This window comes from Agrobacterium sp. InxBP2, from assembly GCF_026191755.1.
GTDB classification, from domain to species: Bacteria; Pseudomonadota; Alphaproteobacteria; order Rhizobiales; family Rhizobiaceae; genus Agrobacterium; species Agrobacterium pusense.
In genome coordinates, this window is sequence record NZ_JAINDY010000030.1 from 18601 (window position 1) to 45571 (window position 26971).

At 60.0% G+C, this 26971-nt stretch carries 23 protein-coding genes and 1 other RNA gene; 6 read left to right on the top strand and 18 right to left on the bottom strand.

Annotated elements, in window-relative coordinates; translation table 11 throughout:
- The first annotated feature begins 379 nt into the window (after positions 1-379).
- Complete coding sequence (locus K7A42_RS15325; RefSeq protein WP_004439041.1) at positions 380-1324, top strand: AEC family transporter; 945 nt, start codon at positions 380-382, stop codon at positions 1322-1324.
- Between the two features lie 5 nt (positions 1325-1329).
- Here the strand turns inward: K7A42_RS15325 and K7A42_RS15330 are convergent, their stop codons facing one another.
- From K7A42_RS15330 to rimP, 9 genes are all read right to left on the bottom strand, one after another.
- A complete protein-coding gene (locus K7A42_RS15330) occupies positions 1330-2346 on the bottom strand; it encodes a class I SAM-dependent methyltransferase (RefSeq protein ID WP_282455510.1) in 1017 nt (338 codons plus the stop codon).
- A 75-nt stretch (positions 2347-2421) separates the two neighbouring features.
- Positions 2422-4569, bottom strand: coding sequence for a polyribonucleotide nucleotidyltransferase (gene pnp, locus K7A42_RS15335; protein ID WP_006699832.1), 2148 nt, complete (start codon positions 4567-4569; stop codon positions 2422-2424).
- 279 nt (positions 4570-4848) lie between these two features.
- Complete coding sequence (rpsO, locus tag K7A42_RS15340; protein ID WP_004439050.1) at positions 4849-5118, bottom strand: 30S ribosomal protein S15; 270 nt, start codon at positions 5116-5118, stop codon at positions 4849-4851.
- A 181-nt stretch (positions 5119-5299) separates the two neighbouring features.
- Positions 5300-6247 (bottom strand): tRNA pseudouridine(55) synthase TruB, encoded by a 948-nt coding sequence (truB, locus tag K7A42_RS15345; protein ID WP_004439053.1) that lies wholly within the window; start codon positions 6245-6247, stop codon positions 5300-5302.
- A 3-nt stretch (positions 6248-6250) separates the two neighbouring features.
- Positions 6251-6667: a 30S ribosome-binding factor RbfA gene (gene rbfA / locus K7A42_RS15350; protein ID WP_004439055.1), complete on the bottom strand. Its 417-nt coding sequence runs from the start codon at positions 6665-6667 to the stop codon at positions 6251-6253.
- 134 nt (positions 6668-6801) lie between these two features.
- Complete coding sequence (infB, locus tag K7A42_RS15355; protein WP_004439058.1) at positions 6802-9537, bottom strand: translation initiation factor IF-2; 2736 nt, start codon at positions 9535-9537, stop codon at positions 6802-6804.
- A 102-nt stretch (positions 9538-9639) separates the two neighbouring features.
- Entirely contained in the window at positions 9640-10341 is a 702-nt protein-coding gene (locus tag K7A42_RS15360) for an RNA-binding protein (RefSeq protein ID WP_035206477.1), read from the bottom strand.
- Positions 10338-11954, bottom strand: coding sequence for a transcription termination factor NusA (nusA, locus tag K7A42_RS15365; protein WP_003524306.1), 1617 nt, complete (start codon positions 11952-11954; stop codon positions 10338-10340). Before nusA ends, K7A42_RS15360 begins: the two co-directional genes overlap by 4 nt.
- Before the next feature lie 63 nt (positions 11955-12017).
- Positions 12018-12614: a ribosome maturation factor RimP gene (gene rimP, locus K7A42_RS15370; RefSeq protein ID WP_004439068.1), complete on the bottom strand. Its 597-nt coding sequence runs from the start codon at positions 12612-12614 to the stop codon at positions 12018-12020.
- A gap of 287 nt (positions 12615-12901) precedes the next feature.
- On the opposite strand from rimP, the gene K7A42_RS15375 reads away from it, so the two are divergent.
- A complete protein-coding gene (locus K7A42_RS15375) occupies positions 12902-14530 on the top strand; it encodes an MFS transporter (RefSeq protein ID WP_004439071.1) in 1629 nt (542 codons plus the stop codon).
- A 162-nt stretch (positions 14531-14692) separates the two neighbouring features.
- On the opposite strand, the gene K7A42_RS15380 is transcribed toward K7A42_RS15375, so the two are convergent.
- On the bottom strand, positions 14693-15958 hold the full coding sequence (locus K7A42_RS15380) for a lytic murein transglycosylase (protein ID WP_282455511.1): 1266 nt from the start codon (positions 15956-15958) through the stop codon (positions 14693-14695).
- Between the two features lie 38 nt (positions 15959-15996).
- Complete coding sequence (recR, locus tag K7A42_RS15385) at positions 15997-16602, bottom strand: recombination mediator RecR (protein ID WP_003507177.1); 606 nt, start codon at positions 16600-16602, stop codon at positions 15997-15999.
- Between the two features lie 37 nt (positions 16603-16639).
- Here recR and K7A42_RS15390 point away from each other — a divergent pair, with 37 nt between their 5' ends.
- On the top strand, positions 16640-17275 hold the full coding sequence (locus tag K7A42_RS15390; RefSeq protein WP_072493778.1) for an MOSC domain-containing protein: 636 nt from the start codon (positions 16640-16642) through the stop codon (positions 17273-17275).
- A gap of 64 nt (positions 17276-17339) precedes the next feature.
- On the opposite strand, the gene K7A42_RS15395 is transcribed toward K7A42_RS15390, so the two are convergent.
- From K7A42_RS15395 to ffs, 3 genes are all read right to left on the bottom strand, one after another.
- Entirely contained in the window at positions 17340-17663 is a 324-nt protein-coding gene (locus K7A42_RS15395) for a YbaB/EbfC family nucleoid-associated protein (protein WP_004439084.1), read from the bottom strand.
- 24 nt (positions 17664-17687) lie between these two features.
- Positions 17688-19562 (bottom strand): DNA polymerase III subunit gamma/tau, encoded by a 1875-nt coding sequence (locus tag K7A42_RS15400; protein ID WP_282455512.1) that lies wholly within the window; start codon positions 19560-19562, stop codon positions 17688-17690.
- 78 nt (positions 19563-19640) lie between these two features.
- Positions 19641-19737, bottom strand: an RNA gene (ffs, locus tag K7A42_RS15405) — signal recognition particle sRNA small type.
- Between the two features lie 65 nt (positions 19738-19802).
- On the opposite strand from ffs, the gene K7A42_RS15410 reads away from it, so the two are divergent.
- A complete protein-coding gene (locus K7A42_RS15410) occupies positions 19803-20231 on the top strand; it encodes an HIT domain-containing protein (RefSeq protein WP_006699828.1) in 429 nt (142 codons plus the stop codon).
- Positions 20231-21193: an NAD(+) diphosphatase gene (gene nudC / locus K7A42_RS15415; protein ID WP_077986523.1), complete on the top strand. Its 963-nt coding sequence runs from the start codon at positions 20231-20233 to the stop codon at positions 21191-21193. The genes K7A42_RS15410 and nudC overlap by 1 nt, the downstream gene beginning before the upstream one ends.
- A gap of 15 nt (positions 21194-21208) precedes the next feature.
- Here nudC and K7A42_RS15420 read toward each other — a convergent pair whose 3' ends face one another.
- Together K7A42_RS15420 and K7A42_RS15425 are read right to left on the bottom strand one after the other, a co-directional pair.
- Positions 21209-22072: a prephenate dehydratase gene (locus K7A42_RS15420; RefSeq protein ID WP_004439096.1), complete on the bottom strand. Its 864-nt coding sequence runs from the start codon at positions 22070-22072 to the stop codon at positions 21209-21211.
- Between the two features lie 11 nt (positions 22073-22083).
- On the bottom strand, positions 22084-22839 hold the full coding sequence (locus K7A42_RS15425) for a 3-deoxy-manno-octulosonate cytidylyltransferase (RefSeq protein ID WP_004439098.1): 756 nt from the start codon (positions 22837-22839) through the stop codon (positions 22084-22086).
- Positions 22840-22988: 149 nt separating this feature from the next.
- On the opposite strand from K7A42_RS15425, the gene K7A42_RS15430 reads away from it, so the two are divergent.
- Positions 22989-23564, top strand: coding sequence for a c-type cytochrome (locus K7A42_RS15430; protein WP_004439101.1), 576 nt, complete (start codon positions 22989-22991; stop codon positions 23562-23564).
- Positions 23565-23643: 79 nt separating this feature from the next.
- Here K7A42_RS15430 and K7A42_RS15435 read toward each other — a convergent pair whose 3' ends face one another.
- A complete protein-coding gene (locus tag K7A42_RS15435; RefSeq protein ID WP_244405434.1) occupies positions 23644-24372 on the bottom strand; it encodes a sugar transferase in 729 nt (242 codons plus the stop codon).
- A gap of 289 nt (positions 24373-24661) precedes the next feature.
- Positions 24662-26971, bottom strand: a complete 2310-nt coding sequence (locus tag K7A42_RS15440; protein ID WP_112766020.1) for a transglycosylase domain-containing protein — start codon at positions 26969-26971, stop codon at positions 24662-24664.

Below are 26971 nucleotides of genomic sequence, written 5' to 3' on the forward strand. Positions count from 1 at the left end.
TATGCGGTCCTGCGCGAAAGAAGAAAACGCGTCATTTGCCTGTAATATGGTTAAGCTATCTCTGCGACCAGAGCAGAGGTGTGTGAATGCGTACCGAAGTGGAAGACATGAGGTCTTCTGGCTCAGCCGTTATCTCCGCCACGGATGTACTGGCGGCATATAACGGACATAAAAGGCGGGGGAGACCCCGCTTTTTCTTTTAGGCAGACGTCACCATCGCATGGGCCGGACGCCCGCCCGGTAGATGTGGTGCGAAGGCTGCCCAGCCTTCCATGCCGCCATTAAAACCGGAACATGAAGCGTTTTCGCGATTCCATTCCGGCCGAAAAGGCTCTAAAGCGGAGTATCCTCCCGCAAAAGCCGCGAAAGCTTTCCCTCCATGTCTGCCGTTGCCGCGAATGTCGCCCCGATTTTCATTCTCATCCTGATCGGCTGGTTGACCGTGAGAGCTGGCCTCTTCCGGGCAGACGCAGGAGAGATCTTGAGCGACTTCGTCTTCAAGATCGCCGTGCCGACCTTGATTTTCCGTACCCTTGCGGAAGCGAATTTCCACGGTGCCTCGCCGTTCCGGCTCTGGCTCACTTATTTTGCTGGCGTGGCCGTCACCTGGACAGTCGGGCATATCGTCACCCGCCATGTGTTCAAGCAGGATGTCCGCATCGCCGTCATTGCCGGCATCTCCTCGGCCTTTGCGAACAATATCTTCATTGGCCTGCCTCTTGTCGGTCGCTCCGTGGGCGACGAAGGGCTGGTTGCCCTTTCCATCCTGCTCGCCATCCACCTGCCGGTCATGATGATCGCCGGCACGATCCTGATGGAAAATGCAACGCACAAGGCAATCGGTGGAGAAAAGCGCAGCACGGCCGCGGTCTTCAAGCAGGTTGGCAGAAATCTCGTCACCAATCCTCTTGTGATTGGCCTCGTCATAGGGCTTTCGACCAATGTTTCCGGTCTGGCGCTGACGCCTGTCCTGAAAACAGTGGTGGATCAGATCGCCTCCATGGCAGGACCCGCAGCCCTGATCTCGCTGGGCATGGCGCTGACGAAATACACCATCCGCGGCAATATGGGCATTGCCGTCACCATGACTTTTTTTAAACTGCTGCTCCTGCCAGCCTGTGTCTGGGCCATGGGCCACGTACTTGGGCTAAGCCGTGAATGGACGGCGGCGCTTGTCCTCACCTCGTCGGTGCCAACGGGCGTGAATGCCTGGCTCATCGCCAACCGTTTCGGCATCGGCCACAGCGTTGCGGCCTCAACCATCAGCATATCCACGGCGACCGGTGTCCTTTCCGTGTCGCTATGGGCCTGGCTATTGAGCTGATTTTCTTACTTCTGGGCGCTCAGAATCTTGAAGCGGGCATTTCGGCATACTTCCGTGCTGGTGCGGAATTCTGCTGCCAGCACCGGCTCATAGGGCAGGCCGCGATTGGCGACCATCAGCAACTTGCCACCGCTGCGCAACGCCCCGGCCGCGGCCTTGATGAAGGCCTGACCCAGCGCCGGCTCCGCCGCCTGTCCACTTGAATGGAAAGGCGGGTTCATGATGATGAGGTCGTATTTCTCCTTCGGCGGCTCGTTTGCCAGATCCTGCCAGAAGAAACGCGCCGTCAGGCGAGGGTTGTTTTCGAGAAGATTGGTCTTGGCGAATTCGAGCGCATTCCAATCCGCTTCGAACAGATCGATACGGGCCGTGCGCGGCGATTTTCCCGCAAGCATGATGGAGAGATAACCCCAGCCGGCACCGAAATCGGCAGCATTGCCGTCGAAATCGGTCGGCAGGCGTGATGCGAGCAGTTCCGAACCATCATCCACGCGGTCATGCGAGAACATGCCGGCAAGGGCGGTGAAGCGGCCATCCACCGTCACGGGGTTCTGAGCAAGTTTCGACACGACGGCAGAGATATCGTCCGGCCGTTTGAACCACAGGGCGACGCCGTGATATTTCGGCGTCGAGTCCACCTCGATGCCGAGCTTTGTCAGCGTCTTACGCAGCGTCAGAATACCGTCTTCCTTCGATCCGGCTGCGACGATCAGGCCGCCGGCCTTCACCCGGGAAAGCGCTTCAGCGACACGGTTTTCATTTTCGCCGCGGTGTTTGCCGCAAAGCAGCAGCGCCGCATCGTAATCTTCGCCCGAAATATCCGGAGTGACCTTTGCGCCCTGAGCTTCAAGAGCGCGATAGAGCGGCCGAAGATGCTGAACCGCGACGATCTCCGCGTCGAAACCGTCGAGCCGCGGACCCGCCTCCGCTCCCAGAAAAAGAACGCGTTCGCCGTCTTTCGGCATGGCAAGCATGTCAGAGGCAAAGGGATGGAAAAGGGTTTTTACGGCGTCACGGCTCATGGGAGCATCCTCACGGTAGAATAGAAAAAAGGCGCGGGCAAAACCCGCGCCTCGACAGGATCTGGTGGCGCGGCCTTATTCGGCAGCGGCTTCACCGTCTTCCTTCTTCTTGTCGGCAACGATTTCCTTGCCGCTTTCCTGGTCGACAACCTTCATGGACAGGCGAACCTTGCCACGCTCGTCAAAGCCCATCAGTTTGACCCAGACCTTGTCGCCTTCCTTGACGACGTCGGAGGTCTTGGCAACACGCTCGGAAGCGAGCTGCGAGATGTGGACGAGGCCGTCACGGGCGCCGAAGAAGTTGACGAAAGCGCCGAAGTCGGCGGTCTTGACAACCGTGCCTTCATAGATGGCGCCGACTTCCGGTTCTGCAACGATCGAGTGGATCCACTTGCGGGCCGCTTCGATTTCCTTGCCGGAAGAAGAAGCGATCTTGACGGTGCCGTCGTCTTCGATGTTGATCTTCGCACCGGTCTTTTCGACGATTTCGCGAATGACTTTGCCGCCGGAGCCGATGACTTCACGGATCTTGTCGACCGGGATGTTCATCACTTCGATGCGCGGCGCAAATTCGCCGAGCTGACCGCGGCTCTCGGTGATGGCGTTGGCCATTTCGCCGAGAATGTGCTTGCGGCCACCCTGTGCCTGCTCCAGAGCGATCTTCATGATCTCTTCGGTGATACCGGCGATCTTGATGTCCATCTGCAGCGAGGTGATGCCGTCAGCCGTACCTGCGACCTTGAAGTCCATGTCGCCGAGGTGGTCTTCGTCACCGAGGATGTCGGAGAGAACCGCGAAGCGGTCGCCTTCAAGGATGAGGCCCATGGCGATACCGGCAACCGGCTTGGCAAGCGGAACGCCTGCGTCCATCAGCGCCAGCGAGGTGCCGCAAACCGTTGCCATCGACGAGGAGCCGTTGGATTCGGTGATTTCGGAAACGACGCGCAGCGTGTAGGGGAACTGTTCGGCAGTCGGCAGCATCGGACGGATAGCGCGCCATGCGAGCTTGCCGTGGCCGATTTCACGACGGCCCGGGGAGCCCATGCGGCCTGTTTCACCGACCGAGTAGGGCGGGAAGTTGTAATGCAGCAGGAAGCGTTCCTTGTACATGCCGGTGAGGCTGTCGACATACTGTTCGTCTTCGCCGGTGCCGAGGGTCGCAACAACGATCGCCTGGGTTTCACCGCGGGTGAAGAGCGCCGAACCGTGCGTGCGCGGCAGAATGCCGACTTCGGAAACGATCGGGCGAACGGTCGACAGGTCGCGGCCGTCGATGCGGCTCTTGGTGTCGAGAACGTTCCAGCGAACAATCTTGGCCTGAAGGTGCTTGAAGACAGCGCCGATTTCTTCCGGCGTGTACTTGGCTTCGCCTTCTTCCGGCAGGAAGTGCGCCTTCACCTTAGCCTTGACGGCGTCGACGGCGGCGTAACGGGCGGCCTTTTCGGTGATCTTGTAAGCGTCGCGCAGTTCAGCTTCGGCGAGTGCCAGCATCTCGTTTTCGAGAGCGGAAAAATCTTCCGGTTCGAATTCGCGCGGTTCCTTGGCGGCAACCTCGGCGAGCTTGATGATCGCGTCGATAACGGGCTGGAAACCGCGGTGACCGAACATGACCGCGCCGAGCATGACGTCTTCATTCAGTTCCTTGGCTTCCGATTCCACCATCAGGACGGCGTCCTGCGTGCCGGCAACAACCAGGTCCAGAACCGACTCATCCATCTCGTCGAGATGCGGGTTCAGAACATATTCGCCGTTGATGTAGCCAACGCGCGCGCCGCCGACCGGGCCCATGAAGGGAACGCCGGAAAGCGTGAGCGCCGCGGATGTGGCGATCATGGAGAGGATGTCAGGATTGTTTTCCAGGTCGTGCTGGATAACGGTGACGACAACCTGGGTGTCGTTCTTGTAACCTTCAGGGAAGAGCGGACGGATCGGGCGGTCGATCAGGCGCGAGACCAGCGTTTCGTTTTCGCTCGGACGGCCTTCACGCTTGAAGTAACCACCGGGGATCTTGCCGGCTGCGTAGGTCTTTTCCTGATAGTTGACGGTGAGCGGGAAGAAATCCTGACCCGGCTTCGGAGACTTAGCGGAAACCACAGTCGCGAGAACCATGGTCTCGCCGTAGGTTGCGATGACGGCGCCATCAGCCTGACGGGCAACCTTGCCGGTCTCGAGCTTCAGCGGGCGGCCTGCCCATTCGATTTCCACGGAGTGTTGATTGAACATATCTTGTCCTTGGTTGTGGCTGCCAGCTCGGTCATCGTGACCGGCCGTGGCAGCGCTGTGACTCAATCACGGGCAAGACAGCGGGAGGCTTGGACGGGCAAGCATCCGGCAATCCTGCCCCATGACAGGTCTGCGGTTGAAAAAGGCGGCACCGGCCCATCCGGTTCACCCTTATCGCCCGGGGGCCACATCTGCGGCAAACGCCCGGAAAATCATGCGGCCTGAAGGGCCGGAATTAAAAACCGGCGGGCATCATTGAGAAACCCGCCGGAAACCTTATTAGCGGCGAATGCCGAGAGCACCGATCAGCTTGGTGTAACGGGCTTCGTCCTTCTTCTTGAGATAGTCGAGAAGCGAACGACGGCTCGAAACCAGGGTCAGAAGGCCACGACGCGAGTGGTTGTCCTTCTTGTGATCCTTGAAGTGACCGGTCAGGTTGTTGATCCGCTCGGTAAGGATTGCGACCTGAACTTCCGGCGAACCGGTGTCGCCTTCCTTCGTTGCATATTCCTTGATGAGGGCGGCTTTACGCTCTGCAGTAATCGACATCGGACGATCCTTTCAGTTTTAAGGAAAACGGGACGCCTAGAGCCGGGATGTCGTCCAGCTCTGGCCATGAAAAGCGAAGGCAAAGCCCAAGCTGGCGCTGCCTATAAACTATTCCGGGTGCAATGGAAAGAGGCGATTGACAGCGCTCCGCCACGCGTCAGCAAACGCGTGACGGTCCGACTCAGCCGAAAACCCTCTTCGGGCGAAACTCGCCTTCGCCGATTTCGCCAATGGCGACCAGCTTGCCATGTGCCGTAGCGTAGGCTTCCGGATGGCTGGCCGGCGCATCGCGCCCGCGCAGCAGGATAGGGTTACCCATCTTCAGCCGGTGCGCCTGGTCGTCATTGATAATAAGGCGGGGAAGGGCGGAAAGCGCTTCGGCCGTGTCGATCAGATAGGCGTCCAGCGCTTCCAGCCGCTCGTCGCGGTCTTCAACGGCTTCCAGCGCGGTGAGCGTTTCGAGCGGCACCATCATGTCTTCGCCGAATGGAGCGACCATGGTGCGGCGCAGTTCCGAGATATGGCCGAAACAGCCGAGATCGCGGCCCATGTCACGCGCAAGCGCCCGCACATAAGTGCCTTTGCCACATTCCACTTCGAAATGGGCCGTATCGGCATCCGGGCAGGCCAGCAACGTCAAGCGATGGATTTCCACCTCGCGTGCGGGAATTTCCACGGTCTCGCCGTCACGTGCCAGATCATAAGCGCGTTCACCGGCGATCTTGATAGCGGAGAATTGCGGCGGGGTCTGCATGATCACGCCGGTATAATTGGGCAGAAGATCGCGGATCGCCTGCTCGTCCGGGCGCTGATCGGAAGATTCGACCACTTCGCCTTCCAGATCGTCGGTCGTGCGCTGCTCGCCCCAGGTCACTGTGAATTCGTAGATTTTCCGGCCGTCCATGACGTAAGGCACGGTCTTGGTGGCGTCACCAAGCGCGATCGGCAACATGCCGGAGGCCAGCGGATCAAGCGTGCCCGCATGGCCTGCCTTCTGGGCATTGAACAGCCACTTGATCTTGGAGACGGCCTCGGTAGAGCCGAAATCGAGCGGCTTGTCGAGGATCAGCCAACCGGAAATCGGACGGCCCTTGGGTTTGCGGTTCTGCTGTTTGCGTGGTTTGGACATGCTTCAGTTCTGTTCGTCGTCTTTTTCGTTTGAAGGTCCAAGATCGCGCTGCACTTCGGGCGAGCGTAGAAGCGCGTCGATCTTCTGATAATTGTCGAAACTCGTATCGTCGCGGAAACGCAGTTCCGGCATGTATTTCATCTGCCGGAGCTGCGGGCCGAGGCGGCCGCGCATGAACTTGGCATGGCGGTTGAGTGCCGTGATGATATCGGTGTGGTCGGCAACGCCGAGCGGCGTCACGTAAGCGGTGGCGATCTTAAGATCGGGAGACATGCGCACTTCCGAAATGGAAATGACGGTGCTTTCGATCAGATCGTCGCGGACTTCCCCGCGCTGGAGAATCTGGGTCAGGGCGGCGCGCACCTGTTCGCCGACGCGCAGCATGCGTTGGGAAGGGGCCGATGATGTAGCTTTTGCCATGGGTTATGCCTCAAACGGAGCGAGCGCCGGTAAGCCGGCGCCCGACAGTAAAGTCCTGTTTTGCGGCGAGAACGCTCTTTGTTCTATCGCATTTCCGGACGGAAAACCGGGGGTCCACTTTTCCTGGAAATGCTTTAGAGCGTTCTCGTGATGTGTTCGACGCGGAAGCACTCAATGGTGTCGCCGGCGCGGATGTCTTCGTAGTTTTCGAAGGCCATACCGCATTCCTGACCAACAGGCACTTCGTTGACTTCGTCCTTGAAGCGCTTGAGGGTCTTGAGCTTGCCTTCGTGGATAACGACGTTGTCGCGTACCAGACGAACACCCGCACCACGTTCCACCTTGCCTTCGACGACGCGGCAACCCGCGACCTTGCCGACCTTGGTGATGTTGAACACCTCGAGGATTTCGGCATTGCCGAGGAAGGTCTCGCGACGTTCCGGCGAAAGCAGACCCGACATCGCCGCCTTCACATCATCCACCAGATCGTAGATGATGTTGTAGTAGCGGATCTCGATACCGGCGCGTTCGGAAGCCGTACGTGCCTGTGCATTGGCGCGAACGTTGAAGCCGATGATTGCGGCGTTGGAGGCCTCGGCAAGCGAGATATCCGATTCCGTGATGGCACCAGCACCCGAATGAACGATACGAGCGCGGACTTCGTCGGTGCCGAGCTTGTCGAGCGAAGCGATAATGGCTTCGACCGAACCCTGCACGTCTGCCTTGATGACCAGCGGGAATTCCTTCATTCCCGACGTCTGCAACTGGCTCATCATCTGTTCCAGCGAACCGCGCTGGCCGGTCTGACGTGCGACAGCCTTGTCGCGTGCCAGACGCTGGCGGTACTCGGAAATCTCGCGAGCACGGCTTTCGTTTTCGACAACCGCGAAACGGTCACCCGCCGACGGCGTGCCGGAAAGGCCGAGAATCTCGACCGGCATGGCCGGACCGGCTTCCTTGACATGTTCGCCCTTGTCGTTGACGAGCGCGCGCACACGGCCCCACTGATCACCGGCAACGATGATCTGGCCGGGCTTCAGCGTGCCCTTCTGAACCAGAACCGTGGCAACGGCGCCGCGGCCGCGGTCGAGCTCGGCTTCGATGACCGTACCTTCCGCCGTGCGGTTCGGGTCCGCCTTGAGGTCAAGGATTTCGGCCTGCAGCAGGATCGCTTCAAGCAGCTTGTCGAGGTTGAGCTTGTTCTTGGCCGAAACTTCGACGTCAAGAACTTCACCACCCATCGATTCCACGAAGACTTCGTGCTGCAGAAGCTGCTGGCGAACCTTTTCAGGGTTGGCCTCATGCTTGTCGATCTTGTTGATCGCAACGACGATTGGAACACCCGCCGCCTTGGCGTGGTTGATGGACTCGATCGTCTGCGGCATCACGCTGTCGTCTGCGGCAACCACCAGAACGGCGATATCCGTCGCCTGCGCACCACGGGCACGCATGGCGGTGAAGGCGGCGTGGCCGGGGGTGTCGATGAAGGTGATCTTCTGACCGTTCTTCTCGACCTGATAGGCGCCGATATGCTGGGTGATGCCACCGGCTTCGCCGGCAACAACGTTCGCCTGACGGATGGCGTCGAGAAGCGAGGTCTTGCCGTGGTCGACGTGACCCATGATCGTCACGACGGGCGGACGCGGCAGCATTTCGCCTTCGTCGTCCGCCTGGTTGAAGATGCCTTCTTCCACGTCGGATTCGGAAACGCGCTTGACTGTGTGGCCGAATTCGACCGCAATCAGTTCCGCCAGATCGGCGTCGATCACGTCACCCGGCTTCATCATCTGGCCTTCCTTCATCAGGAACTTGATGACGTCGACGGCACGTTCCGACATGCGCTGCGACAGTTCCTGAATGGTGATAGTTTCCGGCAGGATCACTTCGCGCATTACCTTTTCACGGGTCTCCTGCATCTGGCTGCGGCGGAACTTTTCCTGCCGGCGGCGCATGGATGCCATGGAGCGGCCACGTGGCGTACCGTCTTCATCCAGGTTGGACGAGGTTACGGTCAGCTTGCCACGGCGGCGTTCTTCTTCTGTCTTCAGGCGTGCAGCCGGCTTGGCCGGCGCCGGCGCTGCAACCTTGCCACGGACTGGCAGGTTACCACGGCGTGCACCGCGATCGTCCTCCTCGTCGCCGTCAGTGCGGCGACCGCGCGGAGCGGCGGTTTCGGTTGCCGGGCGGGCAGGGGCAGCGGCGGGCTGAGGACGAGCCTCGGCGCGGGGCGCCGGCTGAGCGGCAGAAACCGGCTTCTCAGCGGCCGGTTCGGATTTCGCTTCCGCGGCCGGCTGGCTTGCCGCGAGCTTTGCTGCTTCAGCCTCCTCGGCGGCGCGGCGGGCGGCCTCTTCCTTTTCCGCGGCAATGCGGCGTTCTTCTTCCACCTTGCGGCGAGCCTCTTCTTCGGCGCGCTGCTTGGCTTCAATGACGTCACGGGCCTGCGCTTCCATCAATGCGCGGCGACGGGCTTCCATTTCACCGGCGGAAAGGTCATGCAGAACATTGCCGCGCGGACGTTCCGGCTGGCGCTGCTGGGGCGCAGACGAGCCGGGACGCTGCTGCTGCGAAGGGGAAGAACCCGGACGCTGCTGCTGGTTGCTGGGCTGGTGGATGCGTGGCTGCGGAGCCTGTGGACGCGGTGCTGCTGCGGCGGGAGCCGCTGGCTTCGGAGCGGGGGCCGCAGCCGAATGTACCTGCTTCTCGTCTTCGGGACGCATGGGGCGGCGCTTGCGTGTTTCCACGACAACCGCGTTGGTGCGACCTCGACCCATATCCTGCCGCACGGTGCCCTGATTCATCCCGCCCGGCTTCAGGGTAAGAGTCTTCTTGGCAGGCGCGTTGAGTGTCTTGTCGTCGTTGTTGTCGGTCATTCCGTTCCCGTTCCTTCGGACGAGAACCGGATGACGTTCATCAGGTCTCGTCGTTCAATTGCTGCATCGGAACGCGGCGACCGTTCATATCGGGCAACCGCGTCATTGTTCTGTCCGGGCAGCGTCGCGTTCCGCATGAGCCCGACCGCCATTGCGGTACTGCTCAAGCATCGTTGCGCGCTTCACTACACCCTCACCCGCCTGCCCTGCAAGCGCGCAGGCATGGATAAAAGCATTCTGGCCCATCAACTCGTCCATTTCGGCTTCGCTAAAGAGCCGGAAGGACGGAATTTCATTGCCGGCATCGCTGCCGAGTGCCCAGGCCTTGCGGGCCTGGTCCAGTTTTCTGACGCCATCGGCCGCAGCGTCGGTCGCGTGAAACACGGCGATCGCGTTCCCGGACCGGACGGCAGCATCGACCTTCGTCGCGCCGCTGATGAACTGGCCCGCCTTGCGCGCCATGTTCATCATGCCAGCCACATGCTGCGCCATCAGACGGTCGAGAAGAGCGAGAAGCTCAGGCCCGGCCTTGACGTCACGTTTCAGAGCCCGCGCGAAGAGCTTCTTCGCGATGGCTTTCTCGATCAGGGCGCGCTCGGGTGTCACCCAGCAGCCGCGTCCCGGCAATTGGCGTTTCAGGTCCGGAACGACGTTGCCGTCCGGGCCTGCGACGAAGCGGATCAGCTCATCTGGCGATCCGCTCTGCCGTGTCACAATGCACATACGTCCATTGACGTCGCCTTTGATCCGCCCGTCATCGTCAGTCTCGGGCAGCTCGTCCGGCTCATGCGCCTGCGATGTCATTCCTGCTCGGCGGTATCCGCCTCCTCGGCAGCTTCCGCATCGGCTTCCTGTTCGGAAGCGAGCTCTTCGGCGGTGATCCAGCCTGCCAGAAGGCGAGCCTGCACCACCATGTTCTCGGCCTCGACGCGCGAAACATCGAGCTTGGAGAAGATGCCTTCGAACTTCTTCGTCTCGCCGTCCTTGCGCTCGCTCCAGCCAACGAGATCGTCCGCTGCACAGCCGGCAAAGTCTTCGATGGTCTTGATGCCGTCTTCGCCGAGCGCAACCATCATCTGCGAGGTCAGGCCGTCGATCTGGCGCAATTCGTCGGAAACGCCGAGTTCCTTGCGCTTGGCGTCCATTTCGGCTTCCAGGCGTTCCAGATATTCGCGGGCGCGGGTCTGGATTTCATCGGCGGTGTCTTCGTCGAAGCCATCGATCGAGGAGATTTCGTCGAGATCCACATAAGCCAGTTCTTCAACCTGCGCGAAGCCTTCCGAAGCCAGAACCTGGCCGACCATTTCGTCGACGTCGAGCGCTTCCATGAACAGGGCCGTACGCTCGTTGAATTCCTTCTGACGGCGCTCGGATTCTTCCTGCTCGGTCATGATGTCGATGTCCCAGCCGGTCAGCTGCGATGCCAGACGCACGTTCTGACCGCGGCGGCCGATGGCGAGCGACAGCTGCTCGTCGGGAACGACCACTTCGATACGCTCGGATTCTTCATCCAGAACGACCTTGGCGACTTCCGCCGGCTGCAGGGCGTTGACGATGAACGACGCCGGCTCCTGGCTCCACGGAATGATGTCGATCTTCTCACCCTGGAGTTCGCCGACGACGGCCTGAACGCGCGAACCGCGCATACCGACGCAGGCGCCGACCGGATCGATCGAGCTGTCGTTCGAGATGACGGCGATCTTGGCGCGTGAGCCAGGATCACGGGCAACCGATTTGATCTGGATGATGCCGTCGTAAATTTCCGGAACTTCCATGGTGAAGAGCTTCACCATGAACTGCGGATGGGTACGCGACAGGAAAATCTGCGGGCCACGCTGTTCGCGGCGAACGTCGTAGACGTAGGCGCGTACGCGATCGCCGTAGCGCATGTTTTCGCGCGGGATCATCTCGTCACGACGGATAATGCCTTCGCCACGGCCGAGATCGACGATGACGTTGCCGTATTCGACGCGCTTGACGGTGCCGTTGACGATTTCGCCGATACGGTCCTTGAACTCGTCATACTGGCGGTCACGCTCGGCCTCGCGCACCTTCTGCACGATGACCTGCTTGGCGGACTGGGCAGCGATACGGCCGAAATCCATTGGCGGCAGCGGATCGGCAATGAAGTCGCCCAGCTTGGCGTCCGGGTTGCGGTCGCGGGCAAGCTCCAGCGGGATCTGGGTCGAATAGTCCTCAGCCGCTTCGACAACTTCCAGAAGACGCTGCAGGCGGATTTCGCCGGTCTTGGAGTTGATATCAGCGCGGATGTTGGTTTCCGAACCATAGCGCGAGCGGGCGGCTTTCTGGATAGCGTCGGCCATTGCGGCAAGCACGATTTCGCGGTCGATGACCTTTTCGCGCGCCACAGCATCGGCGATCTGCAGAAGCTCAAGCCGGTTAGCACTCACTGCCATTTTTTTATCTCCGTAAGTCGCATAATTGCGGGGATCGCCCGTTTTCCGGGCTTTACGTTGGAATTAGTCTTCGTCTGCTTCGTTTTCGTCGTTCTGGTTTGCGGCAGCGGCCTTGGCCGCCTTGTCTGCCCGCAGCGCATCACGAATAAGGTCGTCCGTCAGAATGAGCTTCGCATCGGAAAGCGCAGTGAACGGAATAACGACTGTCGGCTCTTCGCCATAAGCGATCTGGTCGCGTTCCAGCTTGAAACCGTCAGCATCAACCTCAACGATCTTGCCGCGAAACCGCTTGCGGTTCTCGACCAGAATGGAGGTTTCGACCTTCACCAGATGGCCCTGCCAACGGGTGAAATCCGATTTGCGAACCATCGGCCGGTCGATGCCGGGCGAGGAAACTTCAAGATGATACGCTTTATCGACCGGATCTTCCACATCAAGAACCGGTGAAATGGCCATGGAAATGGCTTCACAGTCCTCAACGGTCATCGTGCCGTCTTCCCGTTCCGCCATCACCTGCAGCGTCATGCCGTTCTGATTGGAAAGCCGCACGCGCACCAGAACATAGCCCATACCCGTCAGAACGGGTTCGATGATCTCGGCAATACGCTGGTCGATGCCGGTTTCGGTTATAAGTCGCGGTTCGTGTGCGGTGTCTGCCATCTGGCCTTCCGGTTTTGGATTGTCGCCGGGCTTTCAGCCCTCTGTTTCCGGTTCGCCTAACGAAAAAGAGCGGAGCCTTGCGGCCCCACTCTTCATCAAGCGATCAAGAATTTCAGTGGTCATATAGACCCATCGGTGCAGGATTGCAAGGTTTTCGCGGGTAGACTCGCTTCCGCTGCGCCCTCGGCCATATTTTCACCCTTCCCGTGCGGGAAAGGCTGGCATGATTTTCGGCACTGTCTATAGTTGCCGTTTAATAAATCGCAGTTGCATCAAGTGGACAGAGCGTGCCTGACCGTAAATCGCCACTCGCGCCTTTAAGGCATTTGACTTACAGACGAATCTGGATCGCGAGCCTTGCCTCGAATTTCGGCGGATTGATCCAGGCGGTGGGCGCCGCATGGATGATGACGTCGCTCTCCAGTTCGGAAAACATGATCGCGCTGGTGCAGGCCTCCACCTCTTTGCCGATCATGCTGTTCTCGCTGATTTCAGGCGCGCTGGCCGATAGTTTCGACCGCCGCCGCATCATGATTTCGGCGCAGCTGCTGATGCTGACGGCGTCCGTGCTGCTGACGGTCTTTGCCTGGTCCGGCTGGCTCACGCCCTGGCTGCTGCTCTTCTTCACCTTTATGATCGGCTGTGGCACGGCCCTCAACAATCCGTCCTGGCAGGCCTCCGTCGGCGAAATGGTGCCGCGCGAGGATTTGCCCGCCGCCGTCACGCTGAACAGTGTCGGCTTCAATATTACCCGCAGTGTCGGCCCGGCCATCGGCGGTATCATCGTCGCCGCCGCCGGTGCGGCCGCCGCATTTTTCGTGAATGCGCTGAGCTATTTCACGCTGATCTACGCCCTGTTTCGCTGGCAGCCGCCCAAATATGCCTCGACCCTGCCGCGGGAGCAGCTTTTGGCCGCCATTTCGGCCGGCATGCGTTATGTGGCGATGTCGCCCAATATCGGCAAGGTGCTGGTGCGCGGCTTCCTTTTCGGCCTTTCAGCCAGCGCCATCCTCGCCTTGATGCCCATCGTCGCCCGCGACCTGGTGGAGGGCGGCCCGCTGACCTATGGCGTCATGCTGGGTGCCTTCGGCGTCGGCGCGATTGGCGGTGCGCTGATCAGCGCGAGATTGCGCGAGGTGCTGTCCAGCGAATGGATCGTGCGCGTCGCATTTCTAGGCTTCGCCTTCAGCGCCGGCGTAACGGCGGTGAGCACGAGCGCGATCATCACGTCACTGGTGCTGACCGTTGCCGGCGCCTGCTGGGTGCTGGCACTGTCGCTCTTCAATACCATTGTCCAGCTCTCCACCCCGCGATGGGTGGTTGGCAGGGCGCTCTCGCTTTACCAGACGCTCACCTTCGGCGGCATTGCGGTCGGCAGCTGGCTGTGGGGTGAGCTGGCGGAAGATTACGGCATTTCCTATTCGCTGCTCTGTTCCTGCGCACTGATGCTGCTCGGTGTCGTCGTCGGCCTCAAACTCGCCATGCCAGCCTTCGCCTCGCTCAATCTTGATCCGCTCAACCGTTTCGTGGAGCCGCCGCTGAGACTGGACATCAAGCCGCGCAGCGGGCCCATCGCCATTCTCATCGATTATGAAATCCATGACGAGGATCTCGGCGAATTCCTGCCGCTGATGGCCGAGCGCCGCCGCATTCGCATTCGTGACGGCGCGCGCAACTGGAACCTGATGCGGGATCTCGAAAACCCCGACATCTGGACGGAAAGCTACCACGTGCCGACCTGGGTGGAATATGTCCGCCATAATCACCGCCGCACCCAGGCAGATGCAGAGGCCTGGGACCGGCTGCTGGAGCTTCACCGCGGCAAGACGCGGCCACGGGTGCACCGGATGATCGAACGTCAGACCATCCCGCCGACCGACGATATCTTTCACAAGCCTCATACCGATCAGCATTGAGAGACGATGGATAAGTGAGTGGCGATGCCCTTCCCACTCACTCCCCGTCATCCTCTGGCCTGTCCCGAGGATCCAAACACCTATCATTAAATCAATCGGTTGCAGATGCTCGGGACAGGCCCGAGCATGACGGAGGAGAGTTTTCACACGCTGCCAGCAACGCTACTTCATCTTCGCCTTCAACGTCGCATCGGGAAAGCAGGTTGGAGCGAGCCCGTTTTTCAACTGCCAGTCCCCGAGTGAGCGGCGCGTCTTGAAACCTGCGAGGCCATCTGCCTTGCCGACATCATAGCCCTTGGCAACCAACGCCTTCTGCATTGCCAGAACATCCGAGCGCAGCATCGATCCAACATTGCCCCATTCCCCCTGGAACGGCCCCGCGCCGTGGGCGATGCGATCGGCGAGATTGCCGATGAAAAGCGCATAGAGATCGGAATTATTATATTCCTTGATGACGTAGAAATTCGGCGTCACCACAAATTCCGGCCCGTGTCGCCCAGCCGGGACCAGCATCATGCCATCGGCAGAGAGGTCATTGGCCGGGAAGGCTTTTCCGGAAATGCGCGTGATGCCCATTTTCGCCCAGTCCGCCACAGGTCGTGCGAGATCAGGCCCTTCCTGCGCGCAGGAAACATTGGCGGGGATCGAGACTTCGAAACCCCAGTCGCGATTGCGTTGCCAGCCGCGCTGAGAAAGATAGTTAGCTATGGATGCCAACGCGTCCGGCACGGAGTTCCAGATGTCACGGTGGCCGTCGCCATCAAAGTCCACGGCATATTTGAGATAGCTCGATGGCATGAACTGCGGCTGGCCGAGCGCGCCGGCCCAGGAGCCCATCATGCGAGAGGCCGCGATATCGCCACTGTCGACGATCTTCAGCGCATCGATCAGCTCGGTGCGGAACATCTCCTTGCGGGTGGACATATAGGCTTTCGTTGCCAGCACATCGACCACGGAATGCGGCAGCTTGGCTCGGCCGAAACCGGATTCACGGCCCCAGATCGCAACGACGATATCACCCGGCACACCGTATTTCGCCTCTATCCGGCGCAGCGTCGCCCGGTGGGTGGAAGCAAGCGAACGCCCGGTGGCGGCAAGACCCTGCAGCCGCTTTTCCGAGAAATAGGCGCCGGGCGAGGAAAATTCCGCCTGGCTCTGGCTCTGCTCCTTCGGCGGCTTCTGGCCGGGAATGACGAGATCGGGCAGGTTCCAGCTGATGGAGAGACCGCTGAGCGTGGCCTCAAGCGTCCTTTGCGAAATGCCGGCCTTGCGCGCTTCCGGCCAGATTTCCTTTTTCAGCCAGGCATTAAATTCGGCATCATATCGGGCTGCCGCTGCTCCTGTCGGTGCCGATTGCGCCAACGCCGTCGTTGCTGAAAAAACGGAAAGAAGGGCAGCCAGTGCCTTCGGGGCAAAACGGTTTCGCATTCGGTCTCCTCTTTGAATGACGGGGAGGGAGGGGGACTTCAGATTGTCGTTCGCGCCCGAAGCGCGGCCGTCAAAGTGCCCTCGTCGAGATAATCGAGCTCACCGCCCACCGGCACGCCATGCGCAAGCCGGGTGATCTTGATGTCGAGACCGGAGAGGCGGTCGGTGATGTAATGGGCGGTTGCCTGCCCTTCCACCGTCGCATTGACGGCGATGATGAGCTCGCGGATGCCGCCGGCGCTCACACGGTCGATCAGGCCCTTGATGTTCAGGTCCTCGGGCCCGACCCCGTCGAGCGGCGACAGCGTGCCCCCCAGCACGTGATAGGCAGTGTTCATCGCACCCGTCCGCTCCAGCGCCCAGAGATCAGACACATCTTCCACCACGATGATGACCGACTGGTCGCGCCGGTCGTCGGCGCAGACGGTGCAGGGGTCTATCGTATCGACGTTGCCGCAGCAGGAGCAAATCTTCACCTTGTCATAGGCCTCGCCCATGGCATGGCCCAGCGGCCCGAGAAGCTGTTCCTTCTTCTTGATGAGATGCAGTGCTGCCCGTCGCGCCGAGCGGGGCCCAAGTCCCGGCACTTTTGCCAGGAGCTGGATCAGTTTTTCGATTTCGGGGCCGGTGACTCGTTTTGCCATGAGCGCTTTCTACTGCATAAATCGGGAAACGGGAATCATGAAGCGCAAAGGGTTGTTCATGAAAATCAGGGCGGTGTGCCGGGGCGAGGCGAAAAGGCTGCAGGGAAAGACCACGAAGACGGGCATCTTCAAACACGCCGTGCAGGGTCCCGTCATGGTCGATGCGGAAGGCATCGTCAGTGACGCCGTCTGCAATCGCAAACATCACGGCGGGCCGGATCAGGCGATTTACGTCATGGGCTCCGCCGATCTCGACTTCTGGTCCCGCTCTCTGGGCTTTGCGGTCGAACCCGGGTTTTTTGGTGAGAACCTCGTTCTTGATGGTGTCGACAGCGCAAAACTCCACGTTGGCGACAGGTTCTCGGCAAATGACGTTGAGCTGGAAGTGACTGCCGCCCGCATTCCCTGCGCCACCCTGTCGGTTCGCATCGGCGATCCCGATTTCGCACTGCGTTTCCGTCGGGCGGGCCAACCGGGGTTCTACTGCCGGGTGCTGAAAGGCGGCATGTTGGCTGCCGGGGAGGATATCGTGTTCAAACCCTATCGAGGATTGAAGCTGCCAATACCGACCATCTTGCAGCGCTTTCGCCCCATGCAGCTCAATGCAGCCGAACGCCGGGCCTTTCTGGAAACGCCGCTGGCGAGCCGGTTTCGCGCGATGCTGGAAGCTTGAAGCCGTCATGGGACAAGGAGGGCGCCCGCTCCATGCGCTTCGCCCTCTCTTCAGATCGGTTATATCAGAACGGCAGCTTCATGCCGGGCGGCAGCGGCAGGCCGGCGGTCAGCCCAGCCATCTTTTCCTGCGCCTGCGCTTCGCCTTTTTGCTTGGCGTCCTTATGCGCTGCGACGATCAGGTCCTCAAGGATTTCCACCTCGTCTTCCTTCAACAGCGAGGGATCGATTTTCAGGCCGCGCATTTCGCCCTTGCCGTTCAGAATGACGGTTACCAGACCGCCGCCAGCACGCCCCTCGATTTCGAGCGCAGCGATTTCTTCCTGCACCTTCTCCATCTTGGCCTGCATTTCCTTGACCTTGCCCATCATGCCCATGATGTCACGCATGTGCCAATCTCCTGTTCTTTTTGTTTAAAACTCGATATCGTCGCCAGGAAGGATGTCGCCTTCGCTCGATTCGGCAACCGATGGCGGCGCGATCTCTTCAGCCTCATCCTGTGCGGCGGCGCGGATGCGCACGTCGGTAATTTTTGCGCCGGGAAACTGCGCCAGGATGGCAGCCACATCAGGGTCCTGGCGTGCATCGACGAGACGCGCGTCCCGTGCGTTGCCCTCAGCCTCGACAAGGGTCGGTTCCCCTTGCTCCTTGCTGAGGCTGATGATCCAGTGGATGCCGGTCCATTCCTTGAGCTTGACGCCAAGTTCGCCGGGCAGGGAGCCGGGGGCACCTTCCCCGAGGCGCATATCGAGCCGGCCGGGCTCCAGCCGTACCAGCCGTACGAAGTTGCGCACTTTCGCCCGCATGACGGGATCGCGGTTCTTCTGGCACAGATCGGCAATATCCTGCACGGAACTGACGGGAACTTTCGGCTCCGGCCGCTCCTCCGTTTTCGGTGCTGCGACCTGCATTTCCTGCGGGCGGCTATCTGGAATGGCGCGCAGTATGGCGGAGGTCTGTGGCGTTGCCTGGCGCTGGTTGGGAAGATCGACAGGTCGTCCCGCGGCCACGGTCTGTGCTGACGAATAGGCGCGCGCACCGCCGCCATTGCCACCGCCGGAAGGTCCGCCATTGGCGTAACCCCCGTCACCGTTCGAAAGCTCCAGCAAGCGCCGGGCAGCATCTTCGGGTGCGGGAAGATTGGCAGCGTGCGCCAGCCGGATGAGAACCATTTCGGCAGCGCCGGCCGGGCGCGAGGCATTTTCCGTTTCCGGTATGCCCTTCAGCAACATCTGCCAGATGCGCGAAAGCGCGGTGACCGCAATCGTGTCGGCAAATTCCGCACCGCGCACGCGTTCTATTTCAGAAAGCGAGGGATCTTCCGCTGCATCCGGCACATATTTCATGCGGGTCACGAGATGGGTGAAATCGGCGAGATCGTTAAGGACCACAACCGGGTTCGCGCCCGCCTCATATTGACCGTTGAATTCCGACAGAGCGGCCGCGACATCGCCTTTGACGACATGCTGGAAGAGATCGACGATGCGGGCCCGGTCGGCAAGACCGAGCATGCCGCGTACCGCTTCAGCTTCCACCCGGCCACCACCATGGGCGATTGCCTGATCGAGCAGCGACAGGCCGTCACGGGCAGACCCTTCCGCCGCGCGGGCGATCATCGAAAGCGCCTGCGGTTCGGCTTCGAAACCTTCCTTGCCGGCGATGGCGGTAAAAAGGCCGACGAGATCGGCGGCGCTGATGCGGCGCAGGTCGAAACGCTGGCATCGTGACAGAACCGTGATGGGAACCTTGCGGATTTCCGTTGTGGCGAAGATGAACTTCACATGCTCCGGCGGCTCTTCCAGCGTCTTGAGCAGGCCGTTGAAAGCCTGCGTCGACAGCATGTGCACTTCGTCGATGATATAGACCTTGTAACGCGCCGAGACAGGGCGATAACGCACCTGTTCGATGATTTCGCGAATATCGTCGATGCCGGTATGGGAGGCGGCATCCATCTCGATCACGTCGACATGGCGACCTTCCATGATCGCCTGACAATGTTCACCGGGAATGCGCAGATCGATGGTCGGCTTGTCGATGGTGTCGGTTTTGTAATTCAGCGCTCGGGCGAGAATGCGGGCCGTGGTCGTTTTGCCCACGCCGCGGACGCCGGTCAGCATATAGGCCTGCGCAATACGTCCGGTCTCGAACGCGTTTGTCAGCGTGCGGACCATCGGCTCCTGTCCGACCATCAGATCGGAAAAATCCTTCGGGCGATATTTGCGCGCCAGTACCCGATAGCCGGTCCCGACCTGGGATTCGCTTGATATGGTGGGTACGCTGTCGTTCATCGCCTCGCCAGTTTGTTTTGCCAGTTTGTCTTGGGGCGCTGAACTGGCCCGGCGAAAGCTGAGCACGTCTTTTAAAAGGTGGGAGGCTGGCACGGCGACCCGTGCCGGGCTCGTTAGGGCTGCTTCCTTCCGGACCTGACCCGGTTGGCGAGTGGCTCGTCCACCACCAACCTCCCGGGGCCACATATCGGCAATATCGACAGCAAATGCAAGCCAAGCATTCAAAAAACTGCTATCACAATGAAAACAAACATGGAGGACACCTTGGAGACATTCCAGCTGGACGAAAGACTGGCGCGCGATAGCGTGCTCGTGACGCGTTTGGGGCTATGTGAACTGCGTTTGCAAAATGACAGCCGCTGGCCATGGCTGGTGCTGGTGCCGCAGCGAGAGGGCGTCAGCGAGCTGTTCGATCTTACTCCGCTTGATCAGGCCGTTCTGACATTCGAGACCAATCTTGTCGCGTCCGCCTTGAAAGAAATTACCGCGGCCACCAAGATCAATGTGGGCGCTCTGGGAAACATCGTCCGGCAACTGCATGTCCATATTATCGCCCGCAATGAAGGCGACACCTGCTGGCCCGGCCCCATCTGGGGTCACGGGACGCCCGTGCCTTATGCCGCGGGCGAAAAGGAAACTTTGATGAAAAAAATCTCCGGCGCACTCTGATGATTTCCATGAAAATTTTTGAAACCACTGCCCCCCATCCCGAAGCAAGTCTGCTGACGGCTTTTTCCAAAAATGCCCTCGATCGTTTCGCGGAAAAGCGGACGGAGGAATGCGTTGCCGATGCCCTGAAAGTCGACGGCACTCATATTTTTGCCTTTTCGGGCAGCCGGCTTGTCCTGAAGCATGACGAGCAGGTCATCGACCCCCTGTTTTCCGCCTATGAGCTGGCCGAATTGCAGCCGGATTTCGACAATGCCGTCCTGCTTGGATATCGGGAGACCGGCGAACCGCGAATCGCCGTTCCGGTTGCCGTGGCCGAAGACCAACTGGCGAGCCACTACAAGCTCGCCGACGCCCGCACGCTTTATCGCGATCACCTGCTGGAAGAGGAATTGCTGAGCGAGGTCGCCCAGGCCGTCAGCCTCACACATTGGAACGCCGACAACCGCTTTTGCGGGAAATGCGGTGGGGCCATGGAGCTGCGAATCGGCGGCTACAAGCGCATCTGCGCCGCCTGCAGCCACACTATTTTTCCACGCACCGATCCCGTCGTCATCATGATGACGATCGATATCGAGCGCGATCTGTGCCTGCTTGGCCGCGGAGCGCATTTTGCGCCGGGCATGTATTCGTGCCTCGCCGGTTTTGTGGAACCGGGTGAGACCATCGAACAGGCTGTTCGCCGTGAAACGCACGAGGAATCCGGCGTCGAAATCGGCCGCGTCCGTTATCACGCCTCCCAGCCTTGGCCGATGCCGCATACGCTGATGATCGGCTGTTATGCCGAGGCGTTGTCTTTTGAGATCGCACGCGATGAGGTCGAGCTTGAGGATTGCCGCTGGTTCACGCGGGAAGAGGTGGCAAAGATGCTGGAGGCCCCGGCGGGCGAAGGTCTTTCTGCGCCGCCCATGGGAGCCATAGCGCATCGCCTGATGCGCGACTGGGTGGAATGGCCGAAGTAGGAGATCGCGGCAGGCTCAGCTCTGGTTGAGCTTGCCGCGCATCGCATGGCCCTTGTAGACGCCGAGAATGCGGACTTTTTCAGAGAAGAAGCGCAGCTCGTCCAGCGCATGCCGCACGGGTTCGTCATCGGGATGGCCTTCAATGTCGGCATAAAATTGCGTCGCCACGAATTTGCCGCCGAGCTGGTAGCTTTCGAGCTTCGTCATATTGATGCCGTTCGTCGCAAAGCCACCCATGGCCTTGTAGAGTGCCGCGGGAATGTTGCGGACGTTGAAAACGAAGGTCGTGACGACGATTTCTTCGCTCGACTGGCGCTTGGCCCAGTTTTCATCGCGGGACAGCACTACGAAGCGCGTGACGTTGTTTTCCGAATCCTCGACATTCTCGGCGAGAATATCGAGACCGTAAAGGCTGGCGGCAAGACGCGGCGCAAGCGCCGCCATGCTGCGGTCGCCCGTTTCGGAAACGAGCCTTGCCGATCCTGCCGTATCGCCGGCGATGACGGGTTTCCAGCCGTTGGAACGAATGATCTTGCGGCACTGGCCAAGTGCGTGGATGTGGCTGTGGACGGTGCGGATTTCGTCCTTTTTCACGCCCGGCATCACCATCAGCTGAAAGCGGATCGGCATGAAATATTCGCCGATGATATGCAGGCGCGATTCCGGCAGCAGGTGATGAATATCCGCCACGCGGCCGGCCAGAGTGTTTTCGATCGGGATCATGCCGAGATCGGCTTCGCCGTTTTCAATGGCGTTGAACGCGTCCTCGAATGTCGGACACGGCAATGGTTCCATGTTCGGAAACATGTCGCGGCAGGCCATGTCGGAGTTCGCGCCGAATTCGCCCTGAAAGGCAATGCGATTGGTGATCAAGCTCATGGGACTGTCCGTTAAAGGGTTCTGCTTGCAAGAATTTTGCGGGCTTTTTCGAGATCGTGCGGCGTATCGACACCGAGCGGCACGGAGCGGACGATCTCGGCATCAATGCGCATGCCCGCTTCGAGAGCACGCAGCTGCTCCAGCCGCTCGCGCTTTTCCAGCGGTGAGGGCGGTAGACTCACGAATGTCTCGAGCGCAGCACGGCGATACGTGTAAAGCCCGATATGATGATAAAGCGGCCCCTCGCCGTAAGGCGCGGTGGTGCGGGTGAAATAAAGCGCGCGCAGACGTGTTTCGGAAAGTGGGCTGCCCACAACTTTCACTACGTTCGGATTGGTTTTTTCTTCCTCGTCGGTGATTTCGACCGTCAGTGTCGCAATGTCGACGGCGGCGTTCTCCAGCGGGCGCAACGAGGCGCGTATAGTTTCCGCCTCGATGGTTGGAAGGTCGCCCTGAACATTGATGACATATTCCGCCTTGCCATAGGGGTCGGCCTTCTGCAGCGCTTCGAAAATGCGATCCGAACCGGATTGATGGTCGTCACGCGTCATCATCACGTCGAAACCGGCATTTTGAACCGCCGAAAATACCTGTTCGTCATCGACCGCGACGACGATTCGCTCCGCGCCGGCCTCACGTGCCCGCTGCGCAACCTGCACGATCATCGGCTTGCCACCAATGTCGGCAAGCGGCTTGCCGGGCAGGCGCGTGGAGGCCATTCGCGCCGGTATGAGGACGACAGCTTTCTCGAAATCCCGATTATTCATCCGACACCCTTCAAATCCCGCCCGAAAAGTGTCAAAACGTCACGGTGTGGGGAGCATTATTCAAGTTGCGCAGGCTGTGCAAAAGCCATAGCTTTCGAGCAATTTCAAGATGCCCGTTATATCGAGCGGATGCGAGGGAGCGCGTTTAGATGAATTCTTATGTTAATATGGGCGTTGGGGCGTTTCTGGGTACAGTATTCGTCCTGATGTCGGTGTCGATTGCGTCCGAGGGCATTTTCCATGCGCCCGCGCCCGAAAAGGAAGGTTACGCCATCGTCGCGGAAGAAAGCAGCGGCGGAACGGGCGGCGGAGAAGCGGCGGCTGCGGCCACCCCGATCGCACAGTTGCTCGCCAGCGCGGACGCCGCCAAGGGCGAAGCGGTCTTCAAGAAATGTACGAGCTGTCATACCGGAGAGAGTGGTGGTGCAAACAAGGTCGGCCCCAATCTCTTCGATGTCGTCAACCGGCCGATCGCCAGCCACGAAGGTTTCAGCTACTCCGCAGCGATGAAGGATTTCTCCAAGGGTGGAGCCGAGCACTGGGATTACGATCATCTCAACTATTTTCTCGAAGCCCCGAAAAAGCACGTTCCAGGCACGGCCATGGGCTTTGCGGGTGTGAAGAAAGAAACGGAAAGAGCAGATCTTATTGCCTATCTCCGCACGCTGTCTGCGAACCCGGCGCCGCTGCCGGATCCGGCTGCAGCTCCCGCGCCGACAAATTGAAGGTGACGACAGTTCATGAGAAAAGCCCGGCAGAGATGCCGGGCTTTTCTTTTCGCAATCTTGCCTTGCCTCTTGAAGATCAGAAGCCCTTGCCGCCCCGCAACTCGGAAATCACCGTTCCGACCATGATCCTGACATCCAGCCAGACCGAAAAGTTTTCGACATAATAAAGATCGGATACGATGCGTGCCCTTGCCTTGTCGCTGCGATCCGTTGGCCCGCGCAGGCCCCGCATCTGGGCAAGTCCCGTGATGCCTGGCCGCATCCGGTGCCGCAGGTGATAGTGCGGAACCAGCTCCTCGTAGAGACGGCCGGCCGCCAGCATGCCGATGGCATGGCAGCGCGGTCCGACCAGCGACATGTCACCCTTGAGCACATTGATGAGCTGTGGCAGCTCATCAATATTCGTGCGCCGGAGAATGGCGCCGATGCGGGTTATTCTCGGGTCATTCTTCACTGTTTGCGCCACGCCGGTGGCGTCGCACATGTCTGTTCTCATTGAGCGAAATTTATAGACGCGAATCTTCCGTCCATTCATGCCCCAGCGGACCTGCGAGAACAGGACCGGCCCGCGGCTGTCGAGTTTGACGAGCGCTGCCACCGTCAGCAGGACGGGAGCCAGTGCGACGAGGGCGATGGACGCCCCCGCAATGTCCATCGTTCTTTTGAGCGCGAACTGGCCGCGTTGTAGTGGAGATACCCGTTTCTCAAAAGTGCAGGGCTGCGTTTCCGGTGTCTCGAAAGTGATGGCCGAGGAATAGGGATCGCCGAAAAAAACGGCATGGGATGAGCCTTTAGTACCCAACATAATATAGGATCCTGAAAAACTTATTTTGATAGAAGAAATTTAATTTATATGAACGATTAATAATTCATTTACCCTAAAAAGTCATCCGAAATGTAGCCGCGTCTGGGCAAATATCAATCTAAAGTTAACGTATGCACGCAGGTGTTGCGCTTCAGGCACCGATTCGCCGCCGTGGATGGGGCGGCGGCCGGTTCGGCCACCGAAAAGCGTGAAACGAAAGGGGTGAAGGACGTGGACCTCGGTCGCTTCGTCCTTCGTTCCCGGGACTTGGCGACGATTTAAAAACCTGTCAGCGCCCCATCAGAATGTCGAGCAGGGTGGTTTGTTTCGGTCCCGACACGTCAGGCGCTTCACCGCCAATATCGGCCGGCGGCACAGGGCCGTTGCCGGCGGAATAACGGGGTTCGATATCCCGCGAAGGAATATTGGCCGGCGGCGTCAGCCCTCCCGGCTGCCCATCTGGCTGATTCGGGGTGGGTGATGCCGGCGCCGCGGGATAGGCGCGGTTATCAGTCGTTCCGCCGCCCAGCGCGTTGGAAATGATGTCGCCAATGGAGGAGGGCGCATTCTCCGGCGCCGGTTGCTGCATATCCATGAGCGGCGGCACGCCGCCTGCACCAAGACCGAAGAGGGGCGAAGGCGAAAGACCGGAATGAGCCGCGGTCATGAACTCTTTCCACGCCCTTGCAGGAAGGCCGCCGCCCGTGACCTTTTTCATGGAGGTGCCGTCGTCGTTTCCAAACCAGACGCCGGTCGTCAGATTGCTCGTATAGCCAACAAAGAGCGCATCGCGGAAAGACTGAGTGGTGCCGGATTTCCCCGCTGCCTGCCAGCCCTGCAGGCGCGCGGCCTTGCCGGTACCTTCGGTGATGACGCGCGACAGCATGCCGTTCATCGTGGCGGCAATTTCTTCGCTCAGCACCCGTGGCGGATTGTCATATTTGTTTTCATAAAGCACCTTGCCATCGGCATCGGTGATACGCTTCACGATGTGCGGCGTGGCTTTATATCCGCCATTCATGAAGGGAGCATAAGAAGCTGTCAGTTCCATCAGCGACACTTCCGAAGTGCCGAGCGCGATGGAGGCATTATTCTGCAGCTCCGATTCGATGCCCATGCGATGCGCCACCTGTGTCACCCGCTCGGGACCGACCTCCATCACCAGCTGGGCGGCGATGGTGTTCAGGGAGTTGGCCAGCGCTGTGGCCAGTGTCACTTCGCCGCGAAATTTCTTCTCATAATTTTCCGGGGTCCAGTTGCCGATACGAACAGGCCCATCGTTACGAATGGTATAGGGCGTGAGCCCGGATTCGAGGGCGGCGACGTAGACGAAGGGCTTGAATGCCGAGCCGGGTTGGCGTTTTGCCTTGGCAGCGCGGTTAAACTGGCTTTCGGCATAATCCGCACCGCCCACCACGGCCCTGATCGCGCCCGTACCATCGATGGAAACCAGTGCCGCCTGGGAGGCGCCCTGTTTTTTGCCGTCGCCCTGCAGCACGTGGGTCAGTGCCTTTTCGGCATCGCGCTCGAGATCGGGATCGATTGTCGTATCGACGACGATATCCTGCTTGACCTCGCCAACCAGGCCGCGCACCTCTTCCAGCACCATGTCGGCGGCGTAATGTTCGGCACCCGACCAGAAGCGTTTCGCTTTGGTCGGCGGCTGCGACATGGCGGTCTTGATCTCATCATCGGTAATGAAACCGACGTCGCGCATGGATTGCAGCACGACCTGCGCCCGTTCTTCCGCTGCCTGTGGGTCCCGTGCCGGCGAAAGGCGCGAGGGCGCTTTGAGAAGCCCGGCAAGCATTGCCGCTTCGCCCAGATTGACGTCGCGGGCGGACTTGTTGAAGTAGCGCCGCGAGGCCGCCTCGACGCCATAGGCGTTGGATCCGAAATAGACGCGATTGAGGTACATCGCCAGGATCTGATCCTTGGTGAACTTGTGCTCCAGCCAGAAGGACAGCAGCACTTCCTGAACCTTGCGTTCCAGGGTCCTGTCCGGCGAAAGGAAAAGGTTTTTCGCCAGCTGTTGCGTCAGTGTCGAGCCGCCCTGCACGGTTCGCCCCGTCAGCACATTCGTGACGATGGCACGTCCGAGACCAAGCGGATCGACCCCGAAATGGGAATAAAACCGCCGGTCCTCAATCGCCATCACAGCCTGTGGAATATAGGGCGACATGTCTTCCAGCGCGAGCGCCTCGCCGCCGGTCGTGCCGCGGTTTGCAAGCACGCTGCCATTCACGGAAACGATCTTCACATTCGGCGGACGTTCTGGAATGGACCAGCTGCTGGCACTCGGCATGCGCGCGCCATAATAAAGCACAAGTCCGGCAATCCCGATACCGCCCCAAATGCCCAGCACGATGCACCAATAGACGAGGGACCGGATGAAACCCGTCGCCCCCCGACCTGTGCCGCGGGCGCGCTTTTCGTTTTTCGTCTTGGGTCGGCGTGAAGCCTGTTTCGGTTTCTTCGGCGACTGTTTTGCAGTGCCGCTGATGCGCTCGCTGGCGTCAAGACGCAGATCGTCACCGGACTCGTGGAAATCCCCGAAGGAGGGTTCTACCCGTTCGCGTGATTTACCCTTGCCTGCCAT

What these genes read in the sequence shown, in the direction of transcription:
- K7A42_RS15410 (WP_006699828.1), top strand. Translation starts at nt 19,803, where the DNA reads ATGAAAACAAACATGGAGGACACCTTGGAGACATTCCAGCTGGACGAA.
- K7A42_RS15420 (WP_004439096.1), bottom strand. Translation starts at nt 22,072, where the DNA reads ATGAGCTTGATCACCAATCGCATTGCCTTTCAGGGCGAATTCGGCGCG.
- infB (WP_004439058.1), bottom strand. Translation starts at nt 9,537, where the DNA reads ATGACCGACAACAACGACGACAAGACACTCAACGCGCCTGCCAAGAAG.
- nudC (WP_077986523.1), top strand. Translation starts at nt 20,231, where the DNA reads ATGATTTCCATGAAAATTTTTGAAACCACTGCCCCCCATCCCGAAGCA.
- rpsO (WP_004439050.1), bottom strand. Translation starts at nt 5,118, where the DNA reads ATGTCGATTACTGCAGAGCGTAAAGCCGCCCTCATCAAGGAATATGCA.
- recR (WP_003507177.1), bottom strand. Translation starts at nt 16,602, where the DNA reads ATGGCAAAACGAGTCACCGGCCCCGAAATCGAAAAACTGATCCAGCTC.
- truB (WP_004439053.1), bottom strand. Translation starts at nt 6,247, where the DNA reads ATGTCCAAACCACGCAAACAGCAGAACCGCAAACCCAAGGGCCGTCCG.
- K7A42_RS15325 (WP_004439041.1), top strand. Translation starts at nt 380, where the DNA reads ATGTCTGCCGTTGCCGCGAATGTCGCCCCGATTTTCATTCTCATCCTG.
- K7A42_RS15400 (WP_282455512.1), bottom strand. Translation starts at nt 19,562, where the DNA reads ATGAACGACAGCGTACCCACCATATCAAGCGAATCCCAGGTCGGGACC.
- K7A42_RS15360 (WP_035206477.1), bottom strand. Translation starts at nt 10,341, where the DNA reads ATGACATCGCAGGCGCATGAGCCGGACGAGCTGCCCGAGACTGACGAT.
- rimP (WP_004439068.1), bottom strand. Translation starts at nt 12,614, where the DNA reads ATGGCAGACACCGCACACGAACCGCGACTTATAACCGAAACCGGCATC.
- K7A42_RS15330 (WP_282455510.1), bottom strand. Translation starts at nt 2,346, where the DNA reads ATGAGCCGTGACGCCGTAAAAACCCTTTTCCATCCCTTTGCCTCTGAC.
- K7A42_RS15395 (WP_004439084.1), bottom strand. Translation starts at nt 17,663, where the DNA reads ATGCGTGACATCATGGGCATGATGGGCAAGGTCAAGGAAATGCAGGCC.
- K7A42_RS15430 (WP_004439101.1), top strand. Translation starts at nt 22,989, where the DNA reads ATGAATTCTTATGTTAATATGGGCGTTGGGGCGTTTCTGGGTACAGTA.
- pnp (WP_006699832.1), bottom strand. Translation starts at nt 4,569, where the DNA reads ATGTTCAATCAACACTCCGTGGAAATCGAATGGGCAGGCCGCCCGCTG.
- K7A42_RS15440 (WP_112766020.1), bottom strand. Translation starts at nt 26,971, where the DNA reads ATGGCAGGCAAGGGTAAATCACGCGAACGGGTAGAACCCTCCTTCGGG.
- K7A42_RS15390 (WP_072493778.1), top strand. Translation starts at nt 16,640, where the DNA reads ATGAAGCGCAAAGGGTTGTTCATGAAAATCAGGGCGGTGTGCCGGGGC.
- K7A42_RS15435 (WP_244405434.1), bottom strand. Translation starts at nt 24,372, where the DNA reads ATGTTGGGTACTAAAGGCTCATCCCATGCCGTTTTTTTCGGCGATCCC.
- K7A42_RS15380 (WP_282455511.1), bottom strand. Translation starts at nt 15,958, where the DNA reads ATGCGAAACCGTTTTGCCCCGAAGGCACTGGCTGCCCTTCTTTCCGTT.
- rbfA (WP_004439055.1), bottom strand. Translation starts at nt 6,667, where the DNA reads ATGGCAAAAGCTACATCATCGGCCCCTTCCCAACGCATGCTGCGCGTC.
- K7A42_RS15425 (WP_004439098.1), bottom strand. Translation starts at nt 22,839, where the DNA reads ATGAATAATCGGGATTTCGAGAAAGCTGTCGTCCTCATACCGGCGCGA.
- nusA (WP_003524306.1), bottom strand. Translation starts at nt 11,954, where the DNA reads ATGGCAGTGAGTGCTAACCGGCTTGAGCTTCTGCAGATCGCCGATGCT.